The following is a 22042-nucleotide window of genomic DNA, read 5'->3' as shown; positions in this document are numbered from 1 at the left end:
CCCGCGCGCGCACACGCGTATAGGTTAATAATTATATACTATAGGGATTCTTACCTTGGACAAGCAAACCGGGGTGAGTTTGAAGAATTTACACTGCGCTTCGGGTGGTAAGGGGCTGGGGCCTGAAGCCCCTGCCCCTATGCACCTCGGCCCTCCAAGCAGCGGTCCCAGGTCATTACTGTCGCGCACCTAATCAACGTCTGAGGTTTGGCAACCCGCGCGTGAACTGCAAAATCTGCGGCGGTCCATTCATCGCCCCGATACTGCCCGCCCGCGTCTGGTCATTTAGTCCATGGATTTCACCCGCCTCATGCGTTGAGTGCCGCGCCGCCGACCGAAGGCACCGACAACCCGCTCCGGAAAAGGCCAAAAGGCGCGACGTGCCGCCCCATAAAGGGCCGTTTCGCGATTTTATAGGTTGGGTAGCCAAAACGCTACAAGGCCGCTGTACGGCGACATTTGGAAGCCTGCGCGGATCGAGGGGCGACCATAAGGCCGCCCCTTTCCCGTCAACTCAGCCCGGCACGAAGCCAACATCAGCGTGAGCGCCGCTCAGCAGCGCGCCGGCATCGGCGGCCAGCCGCGTCTTGATGCGCTGGTATATGCCTTCTGGGTCGCCTCCCATGACGTTGAACGAGATCGACTGGTGGACCTTCACCGCGCCCGCACCGCCGCCGCCCGGCGCGCTGCCGTTCGGGTGGACGTAGCCGCCTTTGCTGGGCATTACGACCTCCGGCCCTTGCTCGCCGACCAGTATGACCGACCGGCTGACATTGGCCCGCCCTTGGCCCGCGTCCCGTCAACGCCGGAGAGCTCGTCCACCCCCGCTATCGAAACTCCAACTAAATAATTTTATAAATCATGACGCAAAAGGCGGCGCGCCAAAGGCCCTGACCTGTGAATTATGTTATACTGGGCCTTAATATGACAACAAAATGGCCTAAATGTACATCATGAGACCCGGTAGTGAATTAGGGGCGGCTTCTTATTTGATTGACAAGTTGCACTAGGTTCTGCTCGTAGTCATGCTGACAGGGAATTTGATTGGGCTGCGCGCAAAGCGCGCTAATATTGGACGAATAACGTGAGCGTTGAGGGCATCAATCCTGCGGTCCTTGAATGGGCGCGCACCACGGCGGGGCTTTCCATTGAGGAGGCCGCGCACAAACTCGGCTTGTCTTCTGGCGAGCGGGCCAGTGCGGAAGAGAAGCTGGAAGCCATCGAGAAGGGCGAGAGGCCGCCCACGTTGGCCCAGCTTGCCAAGATGGCGGGAGCTTACCACCGCCCCCTGCTTTCGCTTTACATGCCAGAACCACCACGCCCGGCTGACCGGGGTGAGGACTTTCGCACAATGACGACGCCGGTTGCGACGGATGAGGCCGCGCGGCTGGACGCGCTTGTTCGAGACGTGCGGGCGCGGCATGCGATCTTGCGCGACCTGATGGCCGACAACGATGACGCCCAGCCCCGCGCGTTCATCGGCTCCCTTCCCATTACTACGCCCGTCCTGCAAGCCGCCGGGCAGATCAAAGAAGCCCTCGGCATCGAAGGCGACAAAGAGCTGCGCCGAGGTATGGCGAAGCCTGAGGATCTGTTCACAGAGCTGCGCCGCCGCACCGAGGCGCTCGGGGTGTTTGTCGTCCTAATAGGCGATCTGGGCAACTACCGCACAGCGATCTCCGCCCGAGTGTTCCGGGGCTTTGCCGTGGCCGATAACCTCGCCCCTATGATCGTCATAAATGATCAGGATGCAAAGGCGGCTTGGTCCTTTACCCTGATCCATGAGCTTGCGCATTTGTTTGTCGGAAGCACGGGCGTCAGCGGAGCGCCCAGCACGGTCCAGCCGCGCACCACCCTCGCGCGTGTCGAACGTTTCTGCAATGACGTTGCGGGCGAAGTGCTGTTGCCAGCCCACGCCCTCGCGGCGGTGGAGCGTACAAGAAATGCAACGGAGCTTATGGCTCGCGCCGAGCAGCTTTCTGCCGAATGGAAAGTCAGTTCCGCCATGGCGGCTTACCGGCTCTGGCGCATTGGGAAGGCCGACGAGCAAGCCTATAGCGAAGCCGTGCGAATGTTTCAGGACCGCTGGCGGCTACATCGGCAACGCGAGAAGGACAAGGCAAAGGGGGCCGATAGCGGCCCGAGCTATTACATCGTGCGCAGACACCGCATCGGGGATGCGCTCTTGAAATTCGTCGGGCGGGGCTTGCGGGCAGACGTGCTAACCCACACCACAGCGGCCAAGGTTTTCGGCGTCAAGCCCGGCGCGGTCGAAGGGCTACTAGCCGGGGTTCATGGCCTCGGCGGCCCTCGCAGGGTGCAGGGGTAACGATCTGGTATGTATCTGCTCGACGCCAACAGCCTAATAACGGCCAACGCCACCTATTACCCGATCAGGCGTTTGCCCCAATTTTGGGATTGGCTAATCGTGCAAGGAAACGCTGGAGTGGTGAAAATCCCCAACGAGATTGCCGACGAGATCACGGCGGGCAGCGACGGGGTTTCGGATTGGCTCAAGGGAGCGGATGCGAAGGCCGCGCTGCGGCTGAACGAGGCTGTTGATATTGGTCTGCTACGCCGTGTGGTGAATGAGGGATATGGGCCAGACTTAAACGATGCCGAAATGGCAAAGATCGGAAAAGACCCATTCCTTGTTGCCTACGGATGGGCGAAGCTGGGCCGAACGGTAGTCACCAAAGAGACACACGCCGCGTCGAAGATCAGGGCCAACCGCAAGGTGCCGAACGTCTGCGAGGACTTCGGCGTTCGCTGGATCACGCCATTTGCATTTTATGAGGAAGCCGACTTCCGACTGTAGCCCCGAAGCCCCTCGCTCTGGCGCAGGGGGCCGCTTCGTCCCCTTTTCAGATTGGTAGGGCTACCAGACCTCCCCCTGCGCGCCTGTGGCTGCGCATGGGGGCGTTTCAGGGCCTTGCCGCCCTTGATGCTGCCTGCGCGGCCTTTCGGAGCTTGGCCGCCGCCTTCGGGTCCATTGCGGCCAGCCTGTCGGCCACCTCGGTCACGTCGCCTTCGATCTGGCGGGCCGTGACAGCGAGGGCCAAGGCCAGCGCCGTGGCGCTGACCGCCTGTGCCTCGGCCTTCGCAGCCGTCATATCGCGCCGCATGACGGCCCGCCGTGCGCCGCGTGATGCGTGGCGCGCCTCAAGGGCGGGTCGCAAGGCAAGGCGGAAGGCAATGCGCAGGGTAAGCTTGCCTTGGCCGTCAAAGAGCGCGCGATCAACGCCGAGGAGCTGGGCCGCCACCTCGGGCGGGATCGGCCGATCCAAAAGCGCAACGGCTGGTGATTTGCTGACCTGTGTCATTGCTCGGCCCACCTCGCGGCAAGGGCCACCGCATTACGGCCAAAGCCCGCTGCGCGTCGCCTCACGGCGTAGAGCTCGGTGCGCGCTCCTTCTGCGGCCCGGCATCGCTTGGCCTTTTCCGGTGCGACAGGCGGGCGGTGAAGGGCGCTGATCTCGACTTCAATCGCGGTTAGAGCTTCGGCTAAAGCGCGGTCATAGGCCGCGACAACCTCCGCCACCATTCCCTCGGCGTCGGCGATCAGCACAGCGCCCGGCGGCACCCCAACAGGCGCGGCGGCGTATGGCGTCACAGCCTCGGCCTCAGCTCGCACGGCAGCGATGATGCCACGCATGGCCGCGAGAAGGGTGCTATTGCCCCGGCCAGACGCTGGGGGAAGGTATCCCGCCTTTCGCCACTTCTGCCAATCGCCGGGCGAGATGCCCAGTTCGGCGCAAATGTCAGCCTTGCTGATGATTGGATCGGACGGCGCTGCTGTCATTTTCGTGCCCTCCGCTTCGCGGGCGTTGGCTTCTCGCTGAGGTCGATTTGCGGGACTGCCCGCGCGATCTCGCCTTGTGTTTCCCGGATCGCATCCTCAATTATCCGGCGCTCGCGGACATCGCGGGTGGCGCGGGCCGGTATCGTGAAGGTCCGTGACATCACGGCCCCGCACAGCAGCGAAATCGCATGCTCGGCGTCCTCGACCGAGACAAGGCGGCGGGCGTCTACAGCAAGAGCAAGCTCGGCAGCGTCGGCACGGGCGGATCTTGCGGCATCCTGCGCAGCCGCGAGGCTGGCCGATTTGGCCGTGGCGCGGATGGCGTCCAGATAGGCGCGCACGCCCGCGACAAGCGACACCTTACTGGCGCGCGCAATCAGAGTGCGCGACCGGATCAGTGCCTCGATTTCGCCGGGCTTGGCCCCACACAGGGCGCGCAAGGCCGCCACGGATATCATCGTTTCCGATGGTCTGGCGTCATTCGTCATCGGGTTTCTCCCCCTTCAAAAGCGCAACGGCGTGGGCGTGGGCCGAAGCGAAGTCACAAGCTGTGGCCTTGACCTCGGCTGCAACCTGCTTTGCGGTTTGAGGAGAAACACGCCCGGCAAGATCAAGACCGGCCAGTCGGGCGGTCGCGATCCCGGCCAGCGCGGTCAGGACAATTTCAATCTCCTCGGCATCGACCAGACCAGCGCGGCGGCGCGAGTTCGCCGCCGCGACTGTGGCGGCCTTGGCGTTGTGCGCCCTGACCGCAGAGGCGTTGGCTTCGGCCCGCCTCGCGTCCTCGCGTAGGAACTCCGCGTAACCTTGGACCGCACCATCGACCGTTGTCAGGCCCCGCCGATGCGATGGAATGTTCCCTGCTTTAACGAGGCGGCGGATCATTTCATAGCTGACCCCGATCAGCGTGGCGGCGGTGCTGGTCGCGATTTCATTCGGGCGGGCGTCCATGGTTAGCCCCGCGCTCGCCGAAGTGCCTCGGCGGCAGCGCGGCCTTCGGGCGTCATGCCGAAATACTGATCGCTCGACGCCAACGGCCCAGCTTGCCCCGCACCGCCTGCGGCAGCGGTCGTGCCTGCGCCAATCAGCCGGTTCGCCTCCGCCGCCGCCCGTTTCCAACCTGCCGCAGCGGTTTCGCTTTTTGACCGGGCCGGAGCGGCCTCGCCGCCGAACTCAGCTAGACCAGCCGCACGAGCGCCGGGGCCGGGTGTGCGGGCAACCGGCCCTGTCGGCATCGTCGCGAGCAAGGGCGCGATCTGTTCGGCGGTTAGGCTCGCGTCACCGTCAAGGATCATAGCGCACACAGCGGCGAAGCGACCTTGAGCGCCGGGATGCGCAAAAGCGCTTGCGATGCGCCGACGCTCAGCCTGAGCCGCAGGGGTGCCGAAGGAAGCAAAGCCCGGAACGGCTACTGCATCGGCGCTGGCGGTGCCGTCGGTTGGCAAGGCCGCGATAAGTCCTGCTGCCGCCTCGGCACCGATTGGGGCCAGTAGGGCTGCGCGCAACGCCTGCTGACCGCGATCACGGTCGCGCCCGGCCCGGACGACGGCGGCAATGCGCTGGCGCTCTGTCGTTGCTTCCGCCTTTGCAGCCTCGGCATTTGCGGTTGCCAGCTCCTCGCCCTCGATCTCCGACATGACGCGTTTGCGGGCAGCGGTGCGGGCCTCGCCTGTTGCGCCCAGACGGGCGAGACGGGCGTCAGCCTCGATCTGGCGGCGGGTTTGTGCGGCTTGACTCATGTCAATCGTCATCGCGATCTTCCTTTTTGGTTGCTTGTGGTTTCGGCATGAGTTGGTCGGCGGCGCGCTTGAGCAGCGCTTCGACCGCCGGGCTGTATTCTGTGTGCTTTTTCATAGATTTTTTCCTGTTCGTGTGATTTCGAAAACTACCCAACCGCAAATCCTCGCGGGCGGAACAACCAAAGAAGCCGGGCCAAAGGATTGCCGCCCGTGGCCGCCGGGAATAGGGTTCCTAAGGCCCCCCCCCTGCTCCTCCTGCGGTCCGTGCGGCGATGGTTGGCACCTCCCAGCCCGTTCGACATCAGGGCTGGGAGGTGCGGCCCGCGCCAGCGCAACAGCGCTGGGGGCCTTTCAGGGACATCCCCGCTTCGGCGACGAAGTGGTATCGCCTGCTGTACAGCGCGGGAATTGCAGACCACCAATAGCCTTGCCCCCGATGCAATTAGCTTGGCAGGCTGTCCGACGACGCCAGCAGGGCGCGCGGATCAGCATCAGGGCGACGCGAAACGGTAACGCCAGCGGCCTCCATAGTGCGGACGATTTTTTCCTCGACCAGTTCTGCCTGCAAAATTTCCGCCTGTGCCTCTGCAGCGCGCTTGACGCGAGTGCTTGCGGTCATGCCGGTCTCGCCCCCTAGGCGGTCCTCGAGCTGCCCCTTCACGACTTTGCGCAAGGTCTCGCTACCGATTAGAGCCACAAGGCCGAGCAAGATTTCCACCGCATTCGTTGCGTCACGGCCCGCACCCGTGTGCTGGATTGGCAGCTCGGGGCCACGCCATGCGGGATCAAGAGCATAACCGACCCCCAGCCGGTCAACGGCGGACGTGGCCGCGCGGTCCAGCCAATCGTCAAAATTGGCAAGGGCCGCTTCAAGATCCTGCGGGGCGGCTTCGATGGCTTCGAGACGCGCTTTCGCCTCCGCCGTGGCCTCGCGGCTTTGGTCCAAAAGGTCATGAAGGCCCATGGCTGCCGCCTTGGTTTTGGTCAGCGATTTAAACAGCTCAAGCATTCTGGGCCTCCTCGGCCAGAGCCGTTGGAATGCTCAAGCCCTCGCTCTTTGCAAATTTCAGCGCCGATTTGAGGTTGGCGCGGGCCGACGCGGCGGCCTCGGCCACCTCGTCGAGCTCTACCTCACGCACTGTGATTTCGGCGTTCAGGTCGGCCAGTTCCGCCTCCAGTCGTTTGGCCTCCTCGGCGCTGCTCTGGGCCGCTGCGGCGTCGCCCGTGATGGTCATTTGGCGGACGCGATTGATGCGGGCCTGCAGGTCGCGGCGCGCGTCACGCTGATCGTGCAATTCGTCGTTCATCCCGCTGCGGGCGGAGTTGGCCTTTCGGGCAATTCCTGCCAACGCGGTCAATCGGGCGGGATCGTATTGGACTTGGGTGGTCATCGGGTGCCTCTCTGTTCGATGAAACAAAGGTAGCCCAGAAGGATCTCGGTTTACTGCCGCGATAGACCGAGGACGATTTTCACGCCTTGCCCCGCAGAACCTTTACGAGCCCGGTGGTTTCGAGCATCTGAGTTTTGATAGGAAGCCGTTTCAGCCGCCAAAAAGTTGCCTGAGGTTCCGGCGCGGGTGCTGTTTCGCGCTCGCGCCTATCGACCTGCCATGCCCCAGCCTCGTACCTCTTAAACCTCGCAATCATCGCCGCAGCGGCGGCATGGTCGCTCATCGCTGCCCAATCGGCCACCTCGCCTCGAACATGCCGCAGCAGGTCGTCACGCTTTCGACGGGCAATGCGCGGCCCCGCCGTGGCGGTGCTAGGGGGCTGAACATCGATCAGCCTGCCGAGCGGCTCCGACCGATCGCTTCCGGGCGTTTTACGCGCCTCGCGGATTGCCTCGCCCGCCGAGATCATCTTTTCCGCGTAAGCGACGACGCGCCGATCCCGATTGTAAACGGCGGCAAACTCCGAGACAGCGAGATATAAATCGAGCGCATCGTCGGCGTTCAAATTCCCCAGACGCACGGGCGTGTCATTCTGCCAGATCGCGGCCAAGGCGCGGCCCTGCACCCGCCATTCGCGCTCAGGATCACCCGCCGCGCCGATCAGCGAGGGGGCGTCTGACCGATGGATGACGTTTAAATCGAGGGGCGGCACGGCATGGCTGCCGGGCCGGTCGTCGGGGCTGACCGGCTTGTGCGGCCCCTGTGGGGCGCGCACAGGCTGTTCTGTCAAAGCCTCCTCCAATCGCTGCCCGTCTGCCCGGACATCAGGGTCAGGGCACACCGCAGCCCATTCGATCAGCTTCCGGCGGGCCTCGGCGTTGATGTAATCACACATCCTGTGTCTCCCAAATAACGCTCTTAGCGCGCAATCCGGATGTCGCTTTCCGACCCTCGATATCCCACCTGATAATCAGAGTTTCGGCCCCGTCCTTGCGAATATACGGCTCGACGGCCACCACCCTTGCCACCTTCCCGCCTATGGCGATCTCGGTCCCGACCGGCGGCGGGGCGTCGAAATTTATGGGCGAGCGTTCGACCGTCCGGCGATGCTCAGGCATCGCCATGCGGTCGGCGTGTATCTTGCGGACCTTTATCAGATGATCGCGCAGCACCGCTTCGGCCACAGCCTCAGGCAAGCCGCGCTCGACCATAACCTCAAAAAGTATGGCGACGTGATCGCGCCAGTATTCAGCGCGGGCATCTTTTTTCTGGATGCGCGAAAGCACGGCCTCGATCAGCCCGTGATCCAGATCGGGGGCAACTCCGGGCAAGGCGATGACCTCCGCCGGTTCCGCCCGGCGTTTTGGCCAGCTCATGAATAGCTCAGGGTTCGAGTATTGATAGACCTCAGCCGACATGGCGCTCCCCCGTCATCCCGATGTGGTTCATGACGACGCGGCCCATGTCGTAGACCTCCCGACGCAGATCTGAGCCACCGTGGACGGCCCGCAACAGTTCCAGCGCGGTTTGTGAATAAACTTCGACCTTCTGCGCCGCTATATTGAGGGGAAGCCCTGAGAGAGCTTCGGTCAGTGCTGCCGCCGCGTCGTCGCGAGCGGCGGCACACCCGGCGGGGCCAAAGCCGTCGATCAGATCATCGACATGACCCGCATCAAAATTATATTGAGACGCAAGCCATTTATGGGCGGCATCCTTTGCGGCCTGAATAGCATCCGGTGCATAAGCGGGGGTGGCCCCGTCTAACGGGGCCTCCCCGCTATTGGACGCAGTGCTCTGTGAAGCCAAAACCTTGCCACTCGCGCCTTTATCTTCAGCCTTGGCAACAGAACCTGACCCCGGCGCTTTGCGGCCATCAGGGCCGCCCGCGCCGGTCTGCTTTTTAAGGTGGTTCTCTTGTAATGGTTCCTCCGGCATATTTGCCGTAGTTTTCGCGCCAAAAGTGCCGGAGTTTCTCTTGCGCTTCGGCTTCGTAAACTCCTCCGCAGATGCCGGAGTTTCGCCCCCAGAAACCACGGCATTTTTGCCGGAGTTTCCAGCCGACAATATCCACTTGTAGCGGTTGCTCTGGCGACGACCGCCACCGCTTTTGATGGCCAGATGGCCGCCTTGAACCAGCTGGTCGAGAACGCGGCGCACCGCTCGTTCGGACGCGTCAACGTGAGCGCAAAGTGTTGCCATGGACGGCCATGCTTCACCGACATCTTTGTTCATGAAGTCGAACGCTATGGCGTCGGCGATCCGGACAGCCTTATCCGGCATTTTTCGATCTTTGCGGACCTGCCGCGTCCATTCGATCTGCATCAGGTAAAAATCTTTCCCGCTCATGCCGCACCCGCGGATGCAACAGCCGGTCTCGACCACGCGTCAGGCTTCTCGCCCGCCGCACAATCGTCGGCGGGGCGATCGGTCAAGGGCCGGAGCATCATGCGGCCTGCCCCACGCTGGCCTGTTTCTGAATAAATGCCTCAATCGCATCGGCTTCCCAGAAGCGGCGACGCTGAATGTATATCGGTTGCGGGAAATTTAGTTCCTCGTCACGAATCCAGCGCCACAGGGACATGTCGGTCACTCCGAAGCGGGTGCGTACGTCCTTTGCGCCAATCAACCTTTTATTTTCCACGGCAATCACCTTTCTATTTAGTTTCGGTGCTCCGTTATAATTCGTTTGTCGGTGTTAGCGGAGTGGAACCAGCGCCGCTAATAAGCGAATAATCACTACCCAATTGGGCATCGCTAATTTCCCTTGACACTATCAGATCAACTTTTTCGTAACTTAGTCATCAGCTCTTTTAGCCATGTTTGTGGCCCGCGATCCTTTTGTCCGCTAATGCTCTCGACAATCCGAACGATCACCTCATCAAGCCCATCACCACTCCGCCCGCCGTCTAACGTTAGGCCGCATCCTATCCAGATTTGAGCAAGCTGCCGGGCCATGGTCTCAAGTGGGTGACCCAATAGGGCCGCATCCAGCCCTATACGCTTGTCTCCCTGCGAAAGTTTGCGAAGCCGGTCTGCAACCATTTCCGCGCCAACTAGCGCAATCCGAGCTTCTTCCATGAGGTCTCTCAGCGTTTCAATTTCCGAAAGGAATTCTCGCCCACGATCTGATTGGAGGTCGCTATCTTCCATTCGACCAAAATCTAACCCATTTCCCAGCGCGAGTTTCCACGTCAGTTTTTTTGCCTTTTTTACCCCAACAGTAAAATCAGCAATTTTACTCGCCCCGAATGATATTTCGCGCAGGCGCAGATAATTACCGATCAGGTGGGGTACAATATCTTGCTGCTTTTGGTCCTCATAGAATAGTTTTACCATCCAAACTTGACTGCTTGCAGGATGCGCTTCGGCGACCAGCTTCAATCGAATATCTTCCCAAATTTGTTCGCCTTTCAGTAGCTCAGCAGTATGGCAAGATGCTTCAAAGAGCGGAGGCGCTTCTTGTTCATTGTTAGGATCAAACATCGCGGCACCCTGCGGCAATGAGCGAAATCACATTTGTCGGAGTTCCGTTAACCAATTCGAAGACGTACCGCCCCCAGCCTGTCAGGGCCTCCCGTTTTTCGTCAAGGTGGTCGTGCCGGTTGTAAACGCTGGCGATCCCGCGCCGTGTCCCGGACTTATGGTTCAGGACGGCCTCGACAACATGCGGCGCAAACCGCAAGGCGGCCATCCCAGTTGCTGCCGTGCGGCGCAGATCATGGAGTGTGAATTGCGGGATAACAACCGGCTCGTCACCTTCAGCCGCATTCCTGTTCGCGGCCTCGGTCATCAGGCTAACGAGCTTGGTCTTGGCCCGTGTAAAGCCACTGACCGGCGTTTCGCCGGTCGTCGTGAACAAAAGCTTGCCCCGGCCAATTTTGGGAATTTCAGAAATGATCGCCTGCGCCTCGGGCGAAAGCGGGACAACATGCTCGTCGCCGTTCTTTGAACGGGACGCTGGCAACGTCCAGACATCACCAGTCAGATTTATTTCTGCTCGCGGCATTTCCGCGACCTCCCGAAGGCGCGCACCCGTCAAGAGCAGCAGTCGGATCATCGGGCCGAAAGGGTATCCCATTTCACCGGTCGCGCCCCAGACGAGCTTGACCTCCTCATCGGTCAGCACCCGGTCGCGGGCCTTTTCGGGGGCTGGCGGCCTGATGCCGTCCAATGGATTGTCTTTGATGATGTCGCGACCCTTAGCCCAATTGAAAAGCGTATTCATGTGAGCGCGCAGCCGGTTTGCGGTCACAGGGCTGCCGCGATCCACAATGCCGTCAAGGATTGCCAGAACGTCACGCTTGGTTATCGACTGGATAGGCCGGTCGCCCCACGGCCCTATGATCTCACGGGTGAACATGGCCATCACGTCATCGGCACGACGATTGCGCGACGCGTGGCGCTTCATGAAAAGCCTAATCACCTCCCCCACGCTGTCCCGGTCGGGTGCCTCAACGGACTTTGCCTTCTCGGCCCGCTTCATCGCGGCAGGGTCATTGCCTCGATCAATGCTCTCAAGAACCACCCCAGCCGCAGCCCGTGCATCCCCAAGGCCCATTGACGGCCAGCGCCCGAGGGTAAGCTTGGCGGGCTTGTTGGCAACACGATACCGAAGCGCCCATGACTTGGACCCACTCGGCTGGATCACAATGTACAGGCCACGGCAAGACGCGTCCGATATCTCGAGGCGTTTTTCCGGATCCGCTTTGAGTGCCTCTATGCCCTTCGTCGTCAATGCTTTCGCCACGATAAACTCCCACCCTTTGTATCGCCAAAATGATCTGTTACCCCGTCTCGCTGACCACTTGATTTAGGCGCGGGGTAACACCGGGGTAACGGATTTCCACTTTTTGAAGCGTTACCCCGTGTTAATAACAATGGCAAACAAATTCGCAAACGACTAATTTTATAAAGGCATTTGTCAATTATGGTGTCTTGATTTGTTAGAGCACTTTAGGGGGTGAGTTTTGATTGTGGATCAAGAGGTCCCCCGTTCGAGCCGGGGACGTGGTACCATCCCCCCCTACCCCGTTGTTTCGGCGTAATTTGTCTTGCACCTGCTTGGCAACACGCTAGCGTTTAAACGTCGTAACATTGGAGATTCTACCATGAAATACTTGCTCGCTCTCGGCCTTCTTACGCTTCTTTCCGCCTGCGGTGGCGGTGTGCCACTGATTCCTTTCATCTAAGGTCTTGGCCCCGGCGAAAGGGCTGGTTATGGTCCGGTTTCCCAATAGGAAGCCGCTCCCATGACCCCCGATCTCGCCGCCCGCATTGCCCGTCTTATCGCCTCGGAAATTGGGGCAAACCCTGGGCAAGTCATTGCCGCCGTTGATCTTTTGGATGGCGGCGCCACTGTTCCTTTTGTCGCCCGCTACCGCAAAGAGGTGACAGGCGGGCTGGACGACACCCAGCTACGCAACTTGGCCGAGCGGCTCGTATACCTGCGCGAACTCGAATCGCGCCGCGCGGCGATTCTTTCGTCGATCACCGAGCAAGGAAAACTAACTGATGATCTGACCGCCAGCCTTAAAGGTGCCACCACCAAGGCCGAGCTGGAAGACATCTATCTGCCCTATAAACCCAAGCGCCGTACCCGCGCGATGATCGCCCGCGAAAACGGTCTTGGCCCGCTGGCCGAGGGCATTTTGGCCGATCGCAATGCCGACCCTTTGGCGCTTGCCGCAGATTTTCTGAACGCCGAGGTCGCCGATACCAAGGCCGCATTAGAAGGCGCGCGCGATATCATCGCCGAAGGGCTGGCCGAAAACGCGACTCTGCTGGGTAAGCTGCGCAATCACATGAAATCGGTGGGCCGCCTTGCCGCCACAGTTGTTGCGGGCAAAGAAGCCGAAGGCGCCAAGTTTTCCGACTATTTCGCCCATTCCGAGCCGTGGCACTCGGCCCCATCGCACCGCGTTCTGGCCATGCTGCGCGGACGGAATGAGGGTTTTCTGAGCCTTGATCTTGAAATCGACCCCGACGCGCCGCGCGGTGCCTCGCCCTGTGAGGCTATGTGTGGTGCGTCTTTGCAGGCCAGCGGCACCGGAAAAGGCGACCAATGGCTGCGCGAAGTTGCAGCTTGGGCATGGCGAATCAAGCTTAAAACCAGCCTGACGCTTGATCTGATGGGCGATGTCCGCGACCGCGCCGAAGCCGAAGCGATTCGCGTTTTTGCCCGCAATTTAAAAGACTTGCTGCTGGCGGCTCCTGCGGGTGGCAAGGCCACGATGGGCCTTGATCCGGGCATTCGGACCGGCGTTAAGGTTTGCGTGATTGACCCTACGGGCAAATTGCTGGCGCATGACACCGTCTACCCGTTCCAGCCGAAAAACGACCTGCGCGGGGCACAGGTGACCCTTGCGCAGATGATTGGCAAACATGGTGTTGGGCTGATCGCCATCGGCAATGGCACCGCCAGCCGCGAAACCGAAAAGATGGTGGCGGACCTGCTGGCCGTCTTGCCTGCGACAGCCAAAAAACCGACCAAAGTGATCGTGTCCGAGGCAGGTGCCTCGGTCTATTCCGCATCGGAACTCGCCGCTAAGGAATTCCCGGACTTGGACGTATCAATCCGTGGCGCGGTGTCTATCGCCCGCAGATTGCAAGATCCCTTGGCAGAACTTGTGAAAATCGAACCAAAGGCCATCGGCGTCGGCCAATACCAGCATGACGTTGACCAACACCGTTTGGGCCGCTCGCTTGAGGCGGTTGTCGAAGACGCCGTGAACGCGGTGGGCGTTGATTTGAACACGGCCTCGGCCCCTCTACTCGCCCGCGTGTCCGGCGTCGGGCCCGGTTTGGCCGAGGCAATTGTTGCCCACCGCGATGCCAATGGCCCCTTTGCCAAGCGCCGCGATCTGTTGAAAGTCGCGCGGCTTGGGCCGAAAGTCTTCGAACAGGCGGCAGGTTTCTTGCGCATTTCTGGCGGCGCCGAGCCACTCGACAGCTCCTCAGTTCACCCAGAAGCCTATGATGTTGCACGCAAAATCGTGGCGGCCTGTGGCCGTGATCTGCGCGAAGTCATGGGCTCGCCCAAACTTGCACAGCTTGACCCGATGAGTTTTGTCGATGACCGTTTCGGCCTGCCCACGATCAAAGATATCCTGTTGGAACTGGAAAAGCCCGGCCGCGACCCGAGACCAGAGTTCAAAACCGCCACCTTTGCCGATGGCGTTGATGACATCAAAGACCTGAAACCCGGCATGATGCTGGAAGGCACGGTGACCAACGTAGCGGCCTTTGGCGCCTTTGTTGATATCGGCGTGCACCAAGACGGACTTGTCCATGTCAGCCAATTGGCCGACAAATTTGTCAGCGACCCGCATGAGGTGGTTAAAGCCGGTGATGTGGTAAAAGTGCGGGTGGTTGAGGTGGATGTGCCGCGTAAACGCATTGGCCTGACGATGAAAAAAGACAGCGGTGAAGCACGCGAACAAGCGGTCGAGCGTCGGGGCGAGCGGAGTAGCGACAGATCGGCCGCCAATGCCCGGCCCAAACCTGCACAGATGCAAAGCGCGCCAAAACCCACGCCGACATCTGCGGCAGCGTCAAACCCGTTTGCCGACGCCCTGCGCGGGAAATTCGGTAAATAATAAAAAAGGCCCGGCAGTGATTGCCGGGCCTTTATCATATTATTTCAATCAGTTGGTCAGAATATAATAGCTGTTACGCTTACGGCCTTGGTTGGCCACGGTGACGTTGAAATACCCGTTCCAGCGCGGCACAAAATCGCAATAAAACTTGTCATAAACCCGCGCGGGGCAGCTTACGCGGTTACCGTTCTCGTCGCTCACAACCACCGAAAGCGGCGCATCGCCATCGCCCGAGACCCCGATTTCAGCATAAGAGTTACCGTAGAACGGGATCCGCCAAACATCAATCGCGCCGGCAGGCAAACGGCTCATTTGGCGTGACGCCCCGCCAATACGGCCACGCGCCCCCTCGGCTTCGACATCGTCAATCAGGCCCAAAAGGGCTTCATCTCCCGCCGCAAATTCACGGGCCGAGGCCAGCATCATTGCCACATCTGCAGGCGCATCGGCCACATCGGCGTCTTCGGTGACGCCATCGGCAAGCTTTTGTTCGCCTTCGCGCACAACATCCGTCATCTCAACGCCCGCCGCAAGTTTGGCCGCCGTCAGTGCCATCAAAGCGTCCTTATTGGCCAGTCCAATTGTATAGAGCCCCTGCGCCAAATCGTATTGCGCCACGCCGCCTGGTTGGCCGCTCGCCGCCTCATCCATGTTCAGCCCTGTTTTATCCTGCGCCAAAACAGGTGCGGCAAGTCCGACAAGGGCTGTGGTGGCCAGAATAAGGTTCAATGATTTAAATGTCATTTTATGCTTCCTTTGTTGAAATATTCCGCATCCCTGCGGCGCCTTGCATAACAATTACACCGAAATTCTTGTTTGAAAAGCCTGTATAACATGACAATTTCCGTCATTCCTTGGTTATTCGGCTGCGGTACGATCTTTCTCCAAGCGGTCAAGCCCGCGCGCGCCACCACTGCGGGCCAGCGCCACACTTGCCACATAGGCACCCGCATCCAAGCACTGGGGCAGCGCGCAACCCTCTAACCAACTGTCCAGAAAGCCCGCGTTGAATGCATCGCCCGCGCCAACCGTGTCTACCACATCAACGTTAAGGGCTGGCCGCGCGGTGATGGTGCCGCCGGTCAGTGCCTCGGCCCCGTCACGACCGTTTTTTACCACAACCAAACCGGCATAATCGGCCACGGCGGCATGGCGCGCAAGGGCCTCAGCCTCGGCACGGTTCGGCAGAAACACATCCACGCCCCGCAGCAGATTCACCAAGTCATCTCGCGCCAAAATTTCGGCATCCCAGGCGCAATCGACAGAAATACTCATCCCTGCAGCCTTGGCCAGCGCCACCACCTGCGGCATGTCGGCAAGGCTTGCCAGTTCGCCAATATGCAAATGTGCATACTGACCGCTAGCGATTTGCGCGGGCACCGTATCGGGGATGGCAGGGCCGCTGCGGCGGGTCACAAAGGCGCGGTCCCCCCCAGTTATCATCGCAATCGTGATCTGCGGATCGGCCCCGATGGGCGCATAGACACAGGCATCAAGCGCAATCCCTGATGCCGCCAGCTCCTCGGCGATTTTCCCGGCAAACGGCTCTGCCGGAATGACCGAGGCCAAACCAACCCCCCGCCCCATCGCCGCCAAATAGGCCGCCGTAATATAGGCCCCGCCCCCTGCCGCCATGATCATAGAGCTGGCGTAAACCTCTTGCCCCGCAACGGGCGTGCCCGACAGGCCCGACATCACCACATCGCAATAGAGCCGCCCCGTACACAGCACCCGCTTGCCTGAGCCGGGGGGAATCATCGGATCGCCCTTCCGTCCGAGCCAAACAAATGCAGGTTTTCAGGCGCCACCGACAACTGCACCAAAGCCCCCAAAGCAGGCGGATTGCGGCCATCTGCCCGCGCGACAACCTCAAACCCGCCAATATCGACATAGGCCAGCGTCTCAGAACCCAAAGGCTCTAATACAGTGATCCGCCCTTCAAAACTGCCCGCCGCGTCGGTGACGTGCAGATCATCCGGCCGAATGCCAACAGTCACAGCCGTACCTTCGGCCGCGCCTGTAACCCGCGCGATCTGACGTCCAGCCACCTCAACCCCTTGGCCAAGGGCGCGCCCCGGCAAAAGGTTCATCGACGGCGCGCCGATGAACTGCGCGACAAAGATATTCGCAGGCTTGTGAAACACCTCAGCAGGCGTGCCAACTTGTTGAATATGCCCATCCTTCATAATCACGATTCGGTCGGCCATCGTCATTGCCTCAACCTGATCATGGGTCACAAAAATGATCGTTGTGTTAACGCGTTGATGTAGCTTTTTAATTTCCAGCCGCATTTGGCTGCGCAGCTGTGCGTCGAGGTTCGACAGCGGCTCGTCAAACAAAAACACCGCAGGGTCGCGCACCATCGCACGGCCAATCGCCACCCGCTGGCGCTGCCCGCCAGAAAGCTGCGCGGGCTTGCGGTCCAGATACTCGGTCATCGACAACATCGCCCCGACCTCTTCGATCCGCCGCTCTTTATCAGCGGCGGGCATCTTGGCGCGGCGCAACCCGAAACCGATGTTTTTGCGCACCGTCATATGCGGGTAAATCGCATAGTTCTGAAATACCATCGCGATATCGCGGTCTTTGGGTTCCAGATGGTTCACCACCTGCCCGCCAATCGAAATCTCGCCACCCGACACGTCCTCTAGGCCCGCAATCATCCGCAAAGTCGTGGATTTTCCACAGCCCGAAGGGCCAACGAAGACCACAAACTCGCCGTCACCGATATCAAGGTTCAACCCGTGCAAAACCTCGGTCTTGCCATAGGCCTTTGTCAAGTTCCGCAAACTTACCGTTGCCATATCTTACTCCACCAGCAATGCGTTAAACGCGGTTTCAAGCATACCAGCGGCCCGCGCGGCCCGATCACGGCGCAACTGGTTTATCTCGCCGCATTCGCCCAATTCGTAGGTATAATGGTTTAACGCGTCTTCGATGGCCGCAGGGGCAGGCCCACCGAAACGGTCGCGTACGGCGACAAAGTTCTCGGCACTGACGGCCACCGCAAACCCTGCGGCATCAAGGCCCGGTTTGCGCCCCGTCTCATCCGTAAATGCCTGTTGAAAGGCCGCGAACCCATCGCGCAAAGGAACGCCGCGCGCAATCACATCTCGCGCGGTTTTCGCTGCAATCTCATGCGCTTGACGAAAGCTTAAACCCTCAGACCGCACCAAAGTATCTGCGAGTTCGGTCACTGTCACACAGGCTGCATCCATATTGGCGGCCACGCGATCGGCCCTGATGGAACAGGCTGGTATCAGTGCATCCAAGAGCGCGAGCACACGGCTTGCGCTGTCAAACGCGGCATAGCCTGCCACCTGCACCTCGCCCTCACTATCATTCATATCGGTGAACGGCGTGTTGTGCATTGTGTTCACCACCGCATCACATCGCCCTACCGTCATACTGGCCAAATGGCGCAAATGCTCAATCGGCACAGGGTTACGCTTTTGCGGCATGATCGACGAAATCTGCACCATCGAATTGGGCACATAAAGCTGCCCCACCTCAAACGCCGACCAAAACTGCATGTCTTGGATCACCCGCCCAAGGTGCAAAAACATCAGCTTCATCGCTGAATACAGACCCGTGACGTAATCCACCCCCGCGATGCAGCCATAGGAATTGCGCAAAGGTTCGGCAAAACCCAACAACTCGGCCACGCGGTGCCGGTTGATCGCAAAGCCCGAGGTTGTGATCGCCGCCGCCCCCATCGGGCAATGATCCAGCAAGCCACGCGCGGCGCAAAGCCGCTCACCATCGCGGTTAAACACCTCAACCACTGCCGCCAGATAATGGCCATAGGTTGTGGGCTGCGCCGGCTGGCCGTGGGTATAGGCCACAATCAGCGTATCCCGTTCGCGCCGCGCGGTTTTTATTAAATCAAGCGCTAGGACCATCGCCTGTTCCATCAGCGCATCTGCCTTGTCGCGCAGCACCAGTTTGAACACCGTGTGGTCCATGTCATTGCGTGACCGCGCCGTGTGCAAAGCGCCTGCCACATCCGGTCCCAAACGGCGCTTTAGCTCGGCCTCGACAAGGAAAAAGTAATCCTCATATTCGCCGGTATAGCGCAGTTTGGTCAGGTCAATCTCGGCGTCAATTTCCACCAGCGCGCGGGCAATTTTGCTCGCCACATCGCGCGGCAAAATGCCTTCCTCGGCCAGCATCACCAAATGCGCACGGTTGATCGCCCGCACAGGCCCCGCATAGTGCAGCTTGGCCGCGTCAAACAGCGGTTCCAACACCGTATCACGGTAGGTCGGATCAGGGAATTTCGTGGTATCAGTCATCCTTTTAGCCCCGCCATAGCCACGCCGCGAATGATGTAGCGCTGGAACAGCAGAAACACGATCAGCGTGGGAATTGTGGCCAATGCGGCCCCTGTCATAATCAGCTCCCACTCCACGGCTTGCTCGACGCTAAAGGTCGTCAGGCCCACAGGTAGGGTATAAAGCTCTTGGCTGTTGGTCACGATCAGCGGCCATAGAAACGCGGTCCAGTTGCCAAGAAACACGAAAATCGCCAAGGCCGACAGCGCCGGTGTGACCAGCGGCAAGGCCACCGACCACCAAATCTGAAACTCGTTCAGCCCGTCAATCCGCGCGGCCTCTAGAAAATCATCCGGCACGGTTTCAAAGAATTGCTTCATCAAGAAGGTGCCAAAGGCCGTCATCACGCCGGGAAACATGATGCCCCAATAGGTATCCAGCCAGCCAAAGGTTTTCGACATCAGATACCACGGGATCACCAACATTTCGGTCGGAATCATCAGCGTCGACAGAATGGCGATAAACACCAGATTGCGCCCACGAAACTTAAACTTGCACAGCGCATAGCCGACCAACGCATCAAAAAACACAGCCGAAATCGTGGTCAACGTGGCAATCAGGAATGAGTTGCCAAACCAGCGCAAAAACCGCCCGTCCGACAGAACATAGGTATAGTTTTCAAACGTCGGCTCTTTGGGGATGATGTTCAAATCATACATCTCAAACGGATATTTGATGCTGGCCGACAGCATGTAGACAATCGGCATCACCATCACAATCGCGCCCATCGCCAGCAGCGTCCAGCGCAGCACCGCCCACGGGTCACGCGGGCCTTTGGCCGTGCGCGCCTGCATCAAACTGTTGGCGCTTGCCTTTACCTCATTCATGGCTTTTCCTTTAACACGCGCAATTGCACCAAGCTGACCACTAGTAAAATGGCAAACAAAACAACAGTTTGCGCCGCCGCATAGCCCATATCAAAACTGGAAAACGCGGTTTGATAGATCATCAAAACCAGCGGCTTGGTGCTGTCTAAAGGCCCGCCGGGGTTGTTGGTGGTCATGTTGAACACTTGGTCGAAAATCCGAAGGAATCCGATGGAGGAGAACACCACCAAAAACACGATCGTCGGCTTCAGCAGCGGCAAGGTGATCTCGGACATGATCGTCCAGCTTGATACGCCGTCAATCCGTGCCGCCTCATAATAGCTGGTAGGGATCGCCCTCAGGCCGGCCATAAAAATGATGATCTGAAAGCCCAGACCCGCCCAAACGGCCGGCAACAAAATCGATGGCAGCGCGTTGCTAGTCGAGTTTAGAAAGTCGATCTGCGCAAAGCCCATTGACGCCAAAAAGTTGTTAAACAGCCCAATCGGCACCGGCTGATAAAACCAGCGCCACACCCATGCCATCGCCACGGTTGAGGTAAGGAACGGCAGGAAATACAGCGCCCGCAGCGTGCTGTGCAGCAGCCGCGTTTTATCCAGCTGGTAGGCAATCACAAAACTCAGCACCAAGGAAATTGGCGTGCCAAGGATCAGATACACAAAAGTATTGCGAAAGGCTTTCCAGAAAACCGGATCGTGCCACAGCTTGACATAATTTTCTAACCCGACCCATTCACGGGGGCCAAGCAGGTTCCAGCTTTGAAAGCTAAGGATGATTGCGTTCAGCGTCGGATAAAACCGGATCACGCAGTAAAACAAAATAGGCAGGGCCAAAAAGCCCCAAGCCCATACCACCTGTTTTTGGCGGATGGAAAGGTTGCGATAAAACGCCATTGGCCCCAAACCTGTGTTGCCCCGAAAAATGCGGCCCGGAACGCCCGGGCCGCAGGTCAGGAAGGGTTACTTTTTGTAATAGCCGTCCAAGATGGCTTGCTCGGCCGTCGCCGCAGCGGCCAGCGCATCAGCCGCCGATTGCCCCTCAAGGGACATCCGGCTAACCGCATCGACCAACACTTGCCGCTGGCCAGATTCGTCTGCGAAAACAGTTGTTTGCGAATAACCAAGACCTGCCACAAACGGCCCGAACACTGGGTCGGCAAGGTTTTTCTCAGTCATCGCAGCCGATGGTTTTGCAGGCAATTCGCCAACCGTATCCAGCCAGATCTGCATCGCCTCATCCGAGGTGATATATTCCATGAATTTGACCGAGGCTTCGTACTTCTCATCCTTGGCCTTGGACGTGATCGCGTTCACCCAATAGCTGGCATAGTTCGACTTGGCTCCATCCGGCCCCGCTGGCAATTCGGCCACGGCCCAATCAAGGCCGCGCGTATCTTTGAGCGCGCCAATGCGGAAGGATCCGTCAATGTGCATCGCCGCACGGCCTGCTTTGAACGCGGCTTGCGGCTCATCCATAAAGGTTGATTTGGTGATGCCATATTTGCCCTCAAGGTCGGCATAAAACTGCAGCGCCTTTACACCGGCTTCGGTGTTATAGGTCACAGTTTTATTGTCGTCCGAATAAGGCACGCCGCCGAACTGGCGCAGCAGCACTTCACGCCACCAATGGTGATCTTGCGCGGTCATACCGCTGGTCAAACCCTCGGCGGTGATGTTGCCAGCGCCGTCCTTGGCCGTCATCTTTTCAGCCATTGCGACCATTTCATCCAAATTGGCTGGTGGCTTGTCATAGCCTGCCTCTTTGAACATGCGCGTGTTATAGAACAGGGCCAAAGACCGCACGGCCGTTGGCAACGCCATGTAATTGCCGTCGATTTTCATCGCGCGGACCATCGGGAAAAACTCGGCCTCGATCTTATCGGCAGGGAATTGCGCGGCAGGCAATGGCTGGATCAAGTCGGCCTGCACATAGTCATTCAACCAACCGTAAAACAGCTGCACCACATCCGGCCCTTCGCCTGCCGGAATGGCGGCGGCAACCTTGGTGCGGTAATCGGCATAGGGAAAGGTGCTTTGTTTGACCGTAATATCAGGGTTAGCCTTTTGGAAATTGTCGATCAGCACGTCCATCGCCTTGATGCGGGCGTCAAAGATATACTGCCAATATTCAATCTCAACCGCCTGTGCAGGGGCCGCCGCAATCAACGCGGCAAGGCTGGTCGCCGCCGCCATTGTAAATGTCTTGAATGCTTTCATTCGTAGTCACTCCCATGTTGTCCGCACTTGCGGCGGTTTTTTGGTTCGAATCCCCCCCTTTTCGATCGGGTGGGTCACATAACTGAAACCAAGTGTTGACGGCTTCGTGACAAAGATCAATATTTTATTCAAATGTTT

24 protein-coding genes are annotated in these 22042 nt (G+C 59.4%); 3 read left to right on the top strand and 21 right to left on the bottom strand.

Annotated elements, in window-relative coordinates; translation table 11 throughout:
* Positions 1–514: 514 nt before the first annotated feature.
* Complete coding sequence (locus tag ACEN2J_RS14515; protein ID WP_442106822.1) at positions 515–724, bottom strand: hypothetical protein; 210 nt, start codon at positions 722–724, stop codon at positions 515–517.
* A 360-nt stretch (positions 725–1084) separates the two neighbouring features.
* Between ACEN2J_RS14515 and ACEN2J_RS14510 the strand changes: the two genes are divergently transcribed.
* The gene (locus tag ACEN2J_RS14510; protein ID WP_442106821.1) at positions 1085–2329 is read left to right on the top strand and encodes an ImmA/IrrE family metallo-endopeptidase; all 1245 of its coding nucleotides are present in this window, start codon (positions 1085–1087) and stop codon (positions 2327–2329) included.
* 9 nt (positions 2330–2338) lie between these two features.
* Positions 2339–2818: a DUF4411 family protein gene (locus ACEN2J_RS14505; RefSeq protein WP_442106820.1), complete on the top strand. Its 480-nt coding sequence runs from the start codon at positions 2339–2341 to the stop codon at positions 2816–2818.
* Positions 2819–2924: 106 nt separating this feature from the next.
* On the opposite strand, the gene ACEN2J_RS14500 is transcribed toward ACEN2J_RS14505, so the two are convergent.
* The 13 genes from ACEN2J_RS14500 to ACEN2J_RS14440 all read right to left on the bottom strand — a co-directional run bounded on the left by ACEN2J_RS14500 (position 2925) and on the right by ACEN2J_RS14440 (position 11679).
* Positions 2925–3323 (bottom strand): hypothetical protein, encoded by a 399-nt coding sequence (locus tag ACEN2J_RS14500; protein WP_442106819.1) that lies wholly within the window; start codon positions 3321–3323, stop codon positions 2925–2927.
* Positions 3320–3802 (bottom strand): hypothetical protein, encoded by a 483-nt coding sequence (locus ACEN2J_RS14495; RefSeq protein ID WP_442106818.1) that lies wholly within the window; start codon positions 3800–3802, stop codon positions 3320–3322. Before ACEN2J_RS14495 ends, ACEN2J_RS14500 begins: the two co-directional genes overlap by 4 nt.
* The gene (locus ACEN2J_RS14490) at positions 3799–4290 is read right to left on the bottom strand and encodes a hypothetical protein (protein WP_442106817.1); all 492 of its coding nucleotides are present in this window, start codon (positions 4288–4290) and stop codon (positions 3799–3801) included. The genes ACEN2J_RS14495 and ACEN2J_RS14490 overlap by 4 nt, the downstream gene beginning before the upstream one ends.
* On the bottom strand, positions 4280–4753 hold the full coding sequence (locus ACEN2J_RS14485) for a hypothetical protein (RefSeq protein WP_442106816.1): 474 nt from the start codon (positions 4751–4753) through the stop codon (positions 4280–4282). The genes ACEN2J_RS14490 and ACEN2J_RS14485 overlap by 11 nt, the downstream gene beginning before the upstream one ends.
* A 2-nt stretch (positions 4754–4755) precedes the next feature.
* Positions 4756–5553, bottom strand: coding sequence for a hypothetical protein (locus tag ACEN2J_RS14480; protein WP_442106815.1), 798 nt, complete (start codon positions 5551–5553; stop codon positions 4756–4758).
* 430 nt (positions 5554–5983) lie between these two features.
* Positions 5984–6550, bottom strand: a complete 567-nt coding sequence (locus tag ACEN2J_RS14475; protein ID WP_442106814.1) for a hypothetical protein — start codon at positions 6548–6550, stop codon at positions 5984–5986.
* Positions 6543–6932, bottom strand: coding sequence for a hypothetical protein (locus ACEN2J_RS14470; protein WP_442106813.1), 390 nt, complete (start codon positions 6930–6932; stop codon positions 6543–6545). Before ACEN2J_RS14470 ends, ACEN2J_RS14475 begins: the two co-directional genes overlap by 8 nt.
* A gap of 79 nt (positions 6933–7011) precedes the next feature.
* The gene (locus ACEN2J_RS14465; RefSeq protein ID WP_442106812.1) at positions 7012–7827 is read right to left on the bottom strand and encodes a hypothetical protein; all 816 of its coding nucleotides are present in this window, start codon (positions 7825–7827) and stop codon (positions 7012–7014) included.
* Entirely contained in the window at positions 7820–8350 is a 531-nt protein-coding gene (locus ACEN2J_RS14460) for a hypothetical protein (protein ID WP_442106811.1), read from the bottom strand. The genes ACEN2J_RS14465 and ACEN2J_RS14460 overlap by 8 nt, the downstream gene beginning before the upstream one ends.
* Entirely contained in the window at positions 8340–9278 is a 939-nt protein-coding gene (locus ACEN2J_RS14455) for a helix-turn-helix domain-containing protein (RefSeq protein ID WP_442106810.1), read from the bottom strand. The genes ACEN2J_RS14460 and ACEN2J_RS14455 overlap by 11 nt, the downstream gene beginning before the upstream one ends.
* A 97-nt stretch (positions 9279–9375) precedes the next feature.
* A complete protein-coding gene (locus tag ACEN2J_RS14450) occupies positions 9376–9573 on the bottom strand; it encodes a helix-turn-helix transcriptional regulator (protein WP_442106809.1) in 198 nt (65 codons plus the stop codon).
* 137 nt (positions 9574–9710) lie between these two features.
* Positions 9711–10415, bottom strand: coding sequence for a hypothetical protein (locus tag ACEN2J_RS14445; RefSeq protein ID WP_442106808.1), 705 nt, complete (start codon positions 10413–10415; stop codon positions 9711–9713).
* Complete coding sequence (locus tag ACEN2J_RS14440) at positions 10408–11679, bottom strand: tyrosine-type recombinase/integrase (protein ID WP_442106807.1); 1272 nt, start codon at positions 11677–11679, stop codon at positions 10408–10410. Before ACEN2J_RS14440 ends, ACEN2J_RS14445 begins: the two co-directional genes overlap by 8 nt.
* Before the next feature lie 502 nt (positions 11680–12181).
* Between ACEN2J_RS14440 and ACEN2J_RS14435 the strand changes: the two genes are divergently transcribed.
* Positions 12182–14527, top strand: coding sequence for a Tex family protein (locus tag ACEN2J_RS14435; RefSeq protein ID WP_442106806.1), 2346 nt, complete (start codon positions 12182–12184; stop codon positions 14525–14527).
* A 48-nt stretch (positions 14528–14575) separates the two neighbouring features.
* Here ACEN2J_RS14435 and ACEN2J_RS14430 read toward each other — a convergent pair whose 3' ends face one another.
* The 7 genes from ACEN2J_RS14430 to ACEN2J_RS14400 all read right to left on the bottom strand — a co-directional run bounded on the left by ACEN2J_RS14430 (position 14576) and on the right by ACEN2J_RS14400 (position 21904).
* Positions 14576–15271: a hypothetical protein gene (locus ACEN2J_RS14430; RefSeq protein WP_442106805.1), complete on the bottom strand. Its 696-nt coding sequence runs from the start codon at positions 15269–15271 to the stop codon at positions 14576–14578.
* 114 nt (positions 15272–15385) lie between these two features.
* Positions 15386–16285 carry a carbohydrate kinase family protein gene (locus ACEN2J_RS14425; protein ID WP_442106804.1) on the bottom strand — a complete coding sequence of 300 codons (900 nt, stop codon included), beginning with the start codon at positions 16283–16285 and terminating at the stop codon, positions 15386–15388.
* Entirely contained in the window at positions 16282–17331 is a 1050-nt protein-coding gene (locus ACEN2J_RS14420; protein ID WP_442106803.1) for an ABC transporter ATP-binding protein, read from the bottom strand. Before ACEN2J_RS14420 ends, ACEN2J_RS14425 begins: the two co-directional genes overlap by 4 nt.
* A gap of 3 nt (positions 17332–17334) precedes the next feature.
* Entirely contained in the window at positions 17335–18822 is a 1488-nt protein-coding gene (gene argH, locus ACEN2J_RS14415; RefSeq protein ID WP_442106802.1) for an argininosuccinate lyase, read from the bottom strand.
* On the bottom strand, positions 18819–19655 hold the full coding sequence (locus ACEN2J_RS14410; protein ID WP_442106857.1) for a carbohydrate ABC transporter permease: 837 nt from the start codon (positions 19653–19655) through the stop codon (positions 18819–18821). Before ACEN2J_RS14410 ends, argH begins: the two co-directional genes overlap by 4 nt.
* 29 nt (positions 19656–19684) lie before the next feature.
* Positions 19685–20581, bottom strand: coding sequence for a carbohydrate ABC transporter permease (locus ACEN2J_RS14405; RefSeq protein ID WP_442106801.1), 897 nt, complete (start codon positions 20579–20581; stop codon positions 19685–19687).
* A gap of 66 nt (positions 20582–20647) precedes the next feature.
* Entirely contained in the window at positions 20648–21904 is a 1257-nt protein-coding gene (locus ACEN2J_RS14400) for an extracellular solute-binding protein (protein WP_442106800.1), read from the bottom strand.
* Between the last annotated feature and the right edge of the window lie 138 nt (positions 21905–22042).

Origin of the sequence: Pseudorhodobacter sp. W20_MBD10_FR17 (assembly GCF_052119765.1) — a bacterium.
Taxonomy (GTDB): domain Bacteria; phylum Pseudomonadota; class Alphaproteobacteria; order Rhodobacterales; family Rhodobacteraceae; genus Pseudorhodobacter.
This window is presented reverse-complemented; position numbering and strand designations above follow the sequence as displayed.

Coding starts and splice junctions, on each gene's coding strand:
- ACEN2J_RS14515 (WP_442106822.1), bottom strand. CDS start 724: ATGCCCAGCAAAGGCGGCTACGTCCACCCGAACGGCAGCGCGCCGGGC.
- ACEN2J_RS14505 (WP_442106820.1), top strand. CDS start 2,339: ATGTATCTGCTCGACGCCAACAGCCTAATAACGGCCAACGCCACCTAT.
- ACEN2J_RS14500 (WP_442106819.1), bottom strand. CDS start 3,323: ATGACACAGGTCAGCAAATCACCAGCCGTTGCGCTTTTGGATCGGCCG.
- ACEN2J_RS14495 (WP_442106818.1), bottom strand. CDS start 3,802: ATGACAGCAGCGCCGTCCGATCCAATCATCAGCAAGGCTGACATTTGC.
- ACEN2J_RS14490 (WP_442106817.1), bottom strand. CDS start 4,290: ATGACGAATGACGCCAGACCATCGGAAACGATGATATCCGTGGCGGCC.
- ACEN2J_RS14485 (WP_442106816.1), bottom strand. CDS start 4,753: ATGGACGCCCGCCCGAATGAAATCGCGACCAGCACCGCCGCCACGCTG.
- ACEN2J_RS14480 (WP_442106815.1), bottom strand. CDS start 5,553: ATGACGATTGACATGAGTCAAGCCGCACAAACCCGCCGCCAGATCGAG.
- ACEN2J_RS14475 (WP_442106814.1), bottom strand. CDS start 6,550: ATGCTTGAGCTGTTTAAATCGCTGACCAAAACCAAGGCGGCAGCCATG.
- ACEN2J_RS14470 (WP_442106813.1), bottom strand. CDS start 6,932: ATGACCACCCAAGTCCAATACGATCCCGCCCGATTGACCGCGTTGGCA.
- ACEN2J_RS14465 (WP_442106812.1), bottom strand. CDS start 7,827: ATGTGTGATTACATCAACGCCGAGGCCCGCCGGAAGCTGATCGAATGG.
- ACEN2J_RS14460 (WP_442106811.1), bottom strand. CDS start 8,350: ATGTCGGCTGAGGTCTATCAATACTCGAACCCTGAGCTATTCATGAGC.
- ACEN2J_RS14455 (WP_442106810.1), bottom strand. CDS start 9,278: ATGAGCGGGAAAGATTTTTACCTGATGCAGATCGAATGGACGCGGCAG.
- ACEN2J_RS14445 (WP_442106808.1), bottom strand. CDS start 10,415: ATGTTTGATCCTAACAATGAACAAGAAGCGCCTCCGCTCTTTGAAGCA.
- ACEN2J_RS14435 (WP_442106806.1), top strand. CDS start 12,182: ATGACCCCCGATCTCGCCGCCCGCATTGCCCGTCTTATCGCCTCGGAA.
- ACEN2J_RS14430 (WP_442106805.1), bottom strand. CDS start 15,271: ATGACATTTAAATCATTGAACCTTATTCTGGCCACCACAGCCCTTGTC.
- ACEN2J_RS14425 (WP_442106804.1), bottom strand. CDS start 16,285: ATGATTCCCCCCGGCTCAGGCAAGCGGGTGCTGTGTACGGGGCGGCTC.
- ACEN2J_RS14420 (WP_442106803.1), bottom strand. CDS start 17,331: ATGGCAACGGTAAGTTTGCGGAACTTGACAAAGGCCTATGGCAAGACC.
- argH (WP_442106802.1), bottom strand. CDS start 18,822: ATGACTGATACCACGAAATTCCCTGATCCGACCTACCGTGATACGGTG.
- ACEN2J_RS14410 (WP_442106857.1), bottom strand. CDS start 19,655: ATGCAGGCGCGCACGGCCAAAGGCCCGCGTGACCCGTGGGCGGTGCTG.
- ACEN2J_RS14405 (WP_442106801.1), bottom strand. CDS start 20,581: ATGGCGTTTTATCGCAACCTTTCCATCCGCCAAAAACAGGTGGTATGG.
- ACEN2J_RS14400 (WP_442106800.1), bottom strand. CDS start 21,904: ATGAAAGCATTCAAGACATTTACAATGGCGGCGGCGACCAGCCTTGCC.